General features: G+C 73.0%; 6 protein-coding genes. All 6 read right to left on the minus strand.

Annotation, left to right across the window (positions count from 1 at the left end; genetic code table 11):
• Positions 1-56: 56 nt before the first annotated feature.
• The gene (gene guaA, locus ACH9D2_RS00550; RefSeq protein ID WP_396360760.1) at positions 57-1,664 is read right to left on the minus strand and encodes a glutamine-hydrolyzing GMP synthase; all 1,608 of its coding nucleotides are present in this window, start codon (positions 1,662-1,664) and stop codon (positions 57-59) included.
• A 23-nt stretch (positions 1,665-1,687) separates the two neighbouring features.
• Positions 1,688-2,284, minus strand: a complete 597-nt coding sequence (locus ACH9D2_RS00555; protein ID WP_396360761.1) for a DUF3817 domain-containing protein — start codon at positions 2,282-2,284, stop codon at positions 1,688-1,690.
• Positions 2,277-3,266, minus strand: a complete 990-nt coding sequence (locus tag ACH9D2_RS00560) for an SURF1 family cytochrome oxidase biogenesis protein (protein ID WP_396360762.1) — start codon at positions 3,264-3,266, stop codon at positions 2,277-2,279. The genes ACH9D2_RS00555 and ACH9D2_RS00560 overlap by 8 nt, the downstream gene beginning before the upstream one ends.
• A 100-nt stretch (positions 3,267-3,366) precedes the next feature.
• A complete protein-coding gene (locus ACH9D2_RS00565; RefSeq protein WP_396360763.1) occupies positions 3,367-4,488 on the minus strand; it encodes a GuaB3 family IMP dehydrogenase-related protein in 1,122 nt (373 codons plus the stop codon).
• 34 nt (positions 4,489-4,522) lie between these two features.
• Positions 4,523-6,049: an IMP dehydrogenase gene (gene guaB / locus ACH9D2_RS00570; protein WP_396360764.1), complete on the minus strand. Its 1,527-nt coding sequence runs from the start codon at positions 6,047-6,049 to the stop codon at positions 4,523-4,525.
• A 78-nt stretch (positions 6,050-6,127) separates the two neighbouring features.
• Positions 6,128-7,982: SGNH hydrolase domain-containing protein (locus ACH9D2_RS00575; protein ID WP_396360765.1), on the minus strand; the 1,855-nt coding region annotated here is incomplete at its 5' end.

Genomic DNA, 7,982 nt, shown 5'->3' on the forward strand with positions numbered 1-7,982 from the left:
ACCCCGGCTGCTCGTGTTCCGCCCGTGCGGGGCGGGCCCTGGGCCCGCCCCCGGGCCTACTCCCACTCGATGGTGCCCGGGGGCTTGGACGTCACGTCCAGGACCACCCGGTTGACCTCTTCGACCTCGTTGGTGATGCGGTTGGAGACGCGGGCCAGCAGGTCGTAGGGCAGGCGGGACCAGTCGGCGGTCATCGCGTCCTCGCTCGAGACGGGCCGCAGCACGATGGGGTGCCCGTAGGTCCGGCCGTCGCCCTGCACGCCCACCGAGCGCACGTCCGCCAGGAGCACGACCGGCATCTGCCACACCTCGTCGTCGAGCCCGGCGCGGGTCAGTTCCTCGCGGGCGATGGCGTCGGCCCGGCGCAGGATCGCGAGGTTGGTCTCGCTGACCTCCCCGATGATGCGGATGCCGAGCCCGGGGCCGGGGAACGGCTGGCGGCCGACGATCTCGTGGGGCAGGCCGAGCTCGCGCCCCACGGCGCGGACCTCGTCCTTGAACAGCGTGCGCAGCGGCTCGACCAGCTCGAACTGCAGGTCCTCGGGCAGCCCGCCCACGTTGTGGTGGCTCTTGATGTTGGCCGCGCCCTCCCCTCCGCCGGACTCGACGACGTCGGGGTAGAGGGTTCCCTGGACGAGGAAGCGCACGGGCTCGCCCTCCTGGGCGGCGGTCCTGGCGACCTCCTCCGCGGCGGCCTCGAAGGAGCGGATGAACTCCCGGCCGATGATCTTGCGCTTCTGCTCGGGGTCGGTGACGCCGGCGAGCGCGGTGAGGAAGCGCTCCTGCTCCTCGGCGACGTGGAGATTGACGCCGGTCGCGGCGACGAAGTCCTGCTCGACCTGCTCGGCCTCGCCCTCGCGCAGCAGCCCGTGGTCCACGAACACGCAGGTGAGCTGGTCGCCCACGGCCCGCTGGACCAGGGCGGCGGCCACGGCGGAGTCCACGCCGCCGGAGAGCCCGCAGATCACGGACGCGGAGCCGACCTGCGCGCGGATCCGCTGGACGTGCTCCTCGATGATGTTGCCGGTCGACCAGGTGGGCTCGACCTGCGCGCCGTCGAACAGGAAGTGCTCGAGCACCTGCTGCCCGTGCACGGAGTGCTTGACCTCCGGGTGCCACTGCACGCCGTAGAGCCGGCGGGCGTCGTCGGCGAACGCGGCCACCGGGGTGGTCTCCGTGGAGGCGAGGACCTCGAAGCCGGCGGGGGCCTCGACGACCGAGTCGCCGTGGCTCATCCACACGGTCTGGGTGCCCGGGGAGCCCGCCAGGATGGAGGCCGTGGGCCCGCCGACGGCGGTGGCGGTGGTCGCCCCGTACTCGCGGGCGCCGGTGTGGGCGACGGTCCCCCCGAGGGCCTGTGCCATGGCCTGGAAGCCGTAGCAGATGCCCAGGACGGGCACGCCGGCCTCGAAGAGCGCCGCGTCCTGCTGCGGCGCGTCCTCGGCGTAGACGGAGGACGGGCCGCCCGAGAGGATGATGGCCGCCGGGTTCTTGGCGAGGATCTGCTCGGTCGACCAGGTGTGGGGGACGATCTCGGAATAGACACTGGCCTCGCGGACCCGGCGGGCGATCAGCTGCGCGTACTGCGCGCCGTAGTCGACCACCAGGACCGGGCGCTGCTCCAGATCGGTGCGGGTCTCAGCTGTTTCGGTCACGCCCTCCATCCTAGGCCAGGCGCGGGGGCCCCTCAGTACCGCTTGGCGGCCTTCGGGTTGGCGCGCAGCTCGGCGGTGGTGGAGGCGTGGATCTTGCGCTCGACCACGAAGGAGAGGAACGGCACCACGCCGCCGAGGGCCATGACCACGAGCTGCGGGAAGGGCCAGCGCATGAGCGTCCAGATCCGGAAGCAGGAGATGAGGTAGACCACGTAGAACCAGCCGTGGACGATGAGGATCCAGGTGGAGATGTTGACGCCGCCGGCGAGGTTCTCGAGCTCCAGGTCCTGCCAGCCGAGGGCCACGGTCTGTCCCGTGGCGCGGTCGGTGCCGCCCGCGATCAGGTCGTAGCCCAGCCCGTAGCGGGTGATCATCTCGGCCACGAGCAGCAGCAGGAAGGTCCCGGAGATCCAGGCGCAGACCATGTAGAAGCCCAGGGCGCCGCGGATCTGGGCCTCGGTGCCCCCGAAGCGGCGGCGCGGCTGCAGGGCGGCCGGCCGGCGCGGGGCGCGGCCAGGGGACGCCGCCTCCGAGGGCCGGGCGTCCGGCGGGAGGGAGACCCGCACCCCGTCGGTGCGCTCCTTCGGCGCGGGTGCCGGGGAGGGGGTCGGCTGCGTGGGTTCAGTCATGGTGGGCTCCGGTCCTGTCCTGGGTCCTGTCGTGGGTCCTCGGCTCGCGCGCCCGGTCGCCGGGCTGGTCGTCGAACCAGTAGTACTCCCCCGCCTCGGGGTCGTAGTAGTAGTAGCGTCCGCTGGCCTGGTCGTAGTAGTAGTCGCCGTGGAAGGTGCCGCCCTCGAAGTAGAAGTACTCGTCCGGGTGCTGCTCGCGCTGCCACTCGTCGCGCACGAACCGCCACCAGATGTAGAGGGCGAACCCGGCGAAGACCACCCACTCGACCGCGTAGAAGACGTTGAGCAGGTTGACGGACTCGTCCGTGGGCTGCTGGTCGATGTCGAGCCGGGACAGCCCCGGGCTCAGCAGCGCGGCGTCCGGGGCGAGGGTCCCGTCCTCGGCGAGCGGCAGCGGCGCGCCGGCGGGGTTCTCGGCGAAGGCGGCCACGTACCCGGACCACAGCGGGGCGTCCCAGAGGTTGCTGAGCTGCGCCGGGGAGACCGTGCGCACCTGCCCCTCGGGCAGGTCCTCGCCCGGTGCCGGGCCCTCGGCGGGCAGGTACCGGCCGACGACGTCGACGGCGCCCTCCGGCTCCACCGGCACCGACGCGGGGTCGGCGCTCCAGCCGCGGGCCACCGCGAGGGTCAGCTCGCCGCCGGCGTCCGGCCACAGCTGCGCGCTGTCCGGGACGGTGAGAGCGGTGACGGCCCACCAGCCCTCCGCCCCGTCCTGCAGCCGCCCCGGGACCAGGACGGTGGACCCGGCCCGGTACTCGCCGGTGACGGTGACGAGCTGGTCGGCCTGCGCGGCGGTCACGGGGGCGCCGGCCTCGACGGCCTCGGCGATCGGGACGGCCACGTCCTTCGCGGGGTCGGAGACCGTGCGGGCCTGCTCGCTCGACTCGAGCTGCCACTGGCTCAGCAGCACGAATCCGACGGCCAGCCCGAGGCTCACGATCAGGGCGAGGATCGAGCGGGGGCGCAGGGCGGTCGTGAGCACCCGTCAAGGCTAGTGCGCCTTCCTGGACGTTCGCCAGTTCCCCGGAGGCCCGCGCCGCGCCGGCGGGACCTGCACGGACCCGCCGGCGACCGGTCGCGGGTCAGCCGCGGATGACCACCTCGGCGCGCTGGAACTCCTTGAGCTCCAGGTACCCGGTGGTGGCCATCGAGCGACGCAGCGCGCCCACGAGGTTGGAGGTGCCGTCCACGTGGCGGGACGGCCCGAAGAGGACCTCCTGGAGGGGTCCCACGGTGCCCACGCGGGTGCGCAGCCCGCGCGGCAGCTGCTCGTGGTGGGCCTCGGCGCCCCAGTGCCAGCCCTGCCCGGGCGCCTCCTCCGTGCGGGCCAGAGCGGTGCCGAGCATCACGGCGTCCGCGCCCATGGCGAGGGCCTTGACGATGTCCCCGGAGACCCCCACGCCGCCGTCGGCGATGACGTGGACGTAGCGGCCGCCGGATTCGTCGAGGTAGTCCCGGCGGGCGGCCGCGACGTCGGAGATCGCCGTGGCCATGGCCGCGTGGATCCCCAGGGTGTTCTGGATGCGCATGGACGCGCCGCCGCCGAAGCCCACGAGCACGCCGGCCGCGCCCGTGCGCATGAGGTGCAGCGCGGGCGTGTAGCCCGCGGCGCCGCCCACGATGACGGGGACGTCGAGGTCGTAGATGAACTTCTTGAGGTCCAGCGGCTCCTGGTTGCGGGAGACGTGCTCCGCGGAGACCGTGGTCCCGCGGATCACGAAGACGTCCACGCCGGCGTCCAGGACGGTGCGGTAGTGCTCCACCGTGCGCTGCGGCGTCAGGGACCCCGCGACGATGACGCCCGACTCCCGGATCTGCGCCAGCCGGGCCGTGATCAGCTCCGGCTGGACGGGTGCCTCGTAGAGCTCCTGCATCCGGCGCGTGGAGGCCGGGGCGTCCTCGCCGGAGAGCTCCGCGATCTCGTCGAGCACCGGCTGGGGGTCCTCGTAGCGGGTCCACAGCCCCTCGAGGTCCAGCACGCCCAGTCCCCCGGCGCGGCCGAGGGCGATGGCCGTCTCCGGGGACGTCGCCGAGTCCATCGGGGCGCCCAGGAACGGGATGGAGAACCGGTAGGCGTCGATCTGCCAGTCCGTGGACACGTCCCGGGGGTCGCGCGTGCGCCGCGACGGGACGAGGGCGATCTCGTCCAGGGAGAAGGTGCGGCGGGCGCGTTTGGAGCGGCCGATCTCGATGTCGTAGCTCATGGTGTCCTTTCCGAACGGTGCTGCGGACGGTCGCTCAGCGCTGGTAGTTGGGTGCCTCGACGGTCATCGTGATGTCGTGCGGGTGGGACTCCTTGAGCCCGGCCGGGGTGATGCGCACGAACCGGCCCTGGTGCTTGAGCTCCTCGACGCTGTGGGCGCCCACGTAGAACATCGTCTGGCGCAGGCCGCCGTCGAGCTGGTGGACCACGGCCGAGAGCGGGCCGCGGTACGGGACCTGGCCCTCGATCCCCTCGGGGATGAGCTTCTCGTCGCTGGCGACGTCGGCCTGGAAGTAGCGGTCCTTGGAGTAGGAGGTGTTCTTGCCGCGGGACTGCATGGCCCCCAGCGAGCCCATCCCCCGGTAGGTCTTGAACTGCTTGCCGTTGACGAAGATCAGCTCGCCCGGGGACTCGTCGCAGCCCGCGAGCAGGGATCCGACCATCACGGAGTCCGCCCCGGCCACGAGGGCCTTGCCGATGTCGCCGGAGTACTGCAGGCCGCCGTCGGCGATCAGGGGCACGCCCGCCGGGATCGCCGCCTTCGCCGCCTCGTTCACGGCGGTGACCTGGGGGACGCCCACGCCGGCGATGATGCGGGTGGTGCAGATCGAGCCGGGGCCCACACCCACCTTCACGGCGTCCGCGCCGGCGTCGACGATGGCCTGGGCGCCGTGCCGGGTGGCCGCCTGGCCGCCGACGACGTCCACGTGCGCGGCGGCGGTCTCGGCCTTGAGCCGGGCGATCATGTCCAGCACGCCCTGGGAGTGCCCGTTGGCGGTGTCGATGAACAGGGCGTCCACCCCGGCCTCGACGAGGGTCATGGCCCGTTCGAAGCCGTCGCCGAAGAAGCCGACGGCGGCGCCGACGCGCAGCCGGCCCTCGTCGTCCTTGGTGGCGTGGGGGTACTGCTCGGCCTTGGTGAAGTCCTTGATCGTGATCAGGCCCGTGAGCCGGCCGGCGTCGTCGACGAGCGGCAGCTTCTCGATCTTGTTGGTCGCCAGGAGCTGGTGCGCGTCCTCCTTCGCCATCCCGACCTTGCCGGTGATCAGCGGCATGGGCGTCATGACCTCGTGCACCCGGCGCCGCGGGAACTCGCTCTCCGGCAGGTACCGGGTGTCGCGGTTGGTGATGATGCCCAGCAGCTTCTGCTCGGCGTCCACGACGGGCAGGCCGGAGACCCGGTAGTAGCCGCAGAGCCGGTCCAGCTCCTCGAGGGTCGCCTCCGGGGAGATCGTCACCGGGTCGGTGATCATCCCGGACTCGCTGCGCTTCACCCGGTCCACGTGCTCGGCCTGGTCCTGGATCGAGAGGTTGCGGTGGATCACGCCGATGCCGCCCTGGCGGGCCATCGCGATCGCCATCGAGGACTCGGTGACGGTGTCCATCGCGGCGGACAGCAGGGGCACCTCCAGGTCGATGCGCCGGGACAGGCGGGTGCGCGTCGACGCCTCGGACGGGATGACGTCCGTGTTGCCGGGCAGCAGCAGGACGTCGTCGTAGGTCAGGCCGGTGAACCCGAACGGGTCCTCGGACAGGGCGGTGGGGACGGCGGTATCCGACACGGTGGGGCCTTTCGGGTTCGAGGGAGTCGCGACCATTCTACGGGCCGGTCCCGGGCGGGCGGACGGCTGTGGCCGCGCTCACGACCCGGCGGGGAGCCCGGCCCGGTCCGCGCGCAGGGCCGCCTCGACCCGCTCGGCGAACACGGGGGCCAGCGTCCGCACGTACTCGACCGTGAGGTGGTTGTTGTCCCAGTACGTGAACACGTTGCCGACGACCGGGGCGCAGGTCCCGTCCGGGCAGATGAGGTCCCCCATGTCGACCATCGAGACCCGTGGCAGCTCGGCCACCGGGGCCAGCGGGCTGTCCGGGCCCAGGATCACGTGGGAGGCGGTGCACTCGGCGGCGTCGGCCCCGTGCTCCGCGGCGCAGCGGGCGGGGACGAAGTCGAACCGGGGGTTGTCGCGCAGCGCGACGACCTGGATGCCTCGCTCCGCCAGCCCGCGGATGCGCTGCTCCATCCCCGGGGTGAACTGCTCCTCGTTCTCGTCCGTGCTGCGGGTGCCCTGCACCAGCACCAGGTCCGGGTCCACGGCCTCCACCACGGGGTCGGTGCCCTCGAGCCAGCGGGCGCAGGCCTCGTGGTCGGCCACCTGCTCCCCGGGCAGGCCGTACAGGCAGTTGCCCCGGATGTAGGTGACCACGCGCCAGTCGTTGCGCTCGGCCAGGTGCTCGACGGCCGGGATCCACTGGTGCACGTGGCTGTTGCCGATCACCAGCATCGTGGCGGCGGGCTCGGGGTTCGGGACGGTGTCGAAGCACCACTGCTGGAAGCGCTCGCCGACCCCCGCGGCGGGCGGGCAGGGCTCGCCGAGTCCCGGCTTGGCGTACGGCTCCCCGGTGATCACGGGGACGGTCTCGGCGTCCGGGTCCCCCTGGTACCGGAAGCCCGGCAGCAGGGCGGCCGCCCCGGGGTTGTTGCGGTCGGCGGAGGCGGCGAGCTCGAGGGCCCGCCGGTCCTCGGCCACCCGGGCGGCGGTCACGGGGACCGCGACCGCGGCGAGGCACACGACGACCACGGCGGCCGTCCGCAGCCGGCTCCGCTCGGGCCAGGCCCAGCGCTTGAGCGGGTCCTCGACCAGCCGGGTGGCCAGCACGGCGAGCACCACGCAGACGAGCACGATGGCCACCCCGGAGCGGGGCCCGGCCATCGGGCGGTCGCGGAGCACGAGGTAGGTGATCAGCACCGGCCAGTGGATCAGGTAGAGCGCGTAGGCCGAGTCCCCGAGGCGCACCAGGGGGCGGGAGGCGAGGATCCGGTCCAGGCCGAAGCGCGATCCGGACTGCCCGGCCACGATGATCGCCGCCGCCGAGAGCAGCGGCCACAGCGCGATCCACCCCGGGAACGCCCCCTGCACGTCGACCAGCACGCCCACCGAGACCATGCTCAGCATCCCGGCCCAGCCGAGCAGCACGCGCAGCCCGCGGCCGGGCCGGAGGTGGGGCACGGCCAGGGCCAGCAGCGAGCCCAGGGCGAACTCCCACAGCCGGGTGCGGGTGTCGAAGTAGGCGAACTCCTGCTGCGTGGCCGTGGCGTGCACCGACCACGCCAGGGAGGCCACGAGGACCAGCCCGAAGAACACCGCCAGCACCGGCACGGGCCGCCACCGGCTCCGCCGGGAGATCAGCCACGCCGCCCCGAACACGAGCGGCCACAGCAGGAACACCTGCCCCTGCACCGACAGGGACCAGAAGTGCTGGAACGGCGAGGCCGTCGAGTGGTCGGCGGCGTAGTAGTCCACCGCGCTGAGCGCCAGCGCCCAGTTCTCCGCGTAGAACACCGAGGCCAACGCCTCGGCCCGCCACCGCCCGGCGTCGTAGGCCGGGTAGAACAGCTCCACCAGCACCAGGGTGCCCAGGATCGTGAGCACCGCCAGGGGCAGCAGCCGCTTGAACACGTGCAGCCAGTACCGTCCCAGCGCCAGGGGCCGTCCC

Origin of the sequence: Kocuria rhizosphaericola (genome assembly GCF_044462205.1) — a bacterium.
GTDB lineage: Bacteria > Actinomycetota > Actinomycetes > Actinomycetales > Micrococcaceae > Kocuria > Kocuria rhizosphaericola.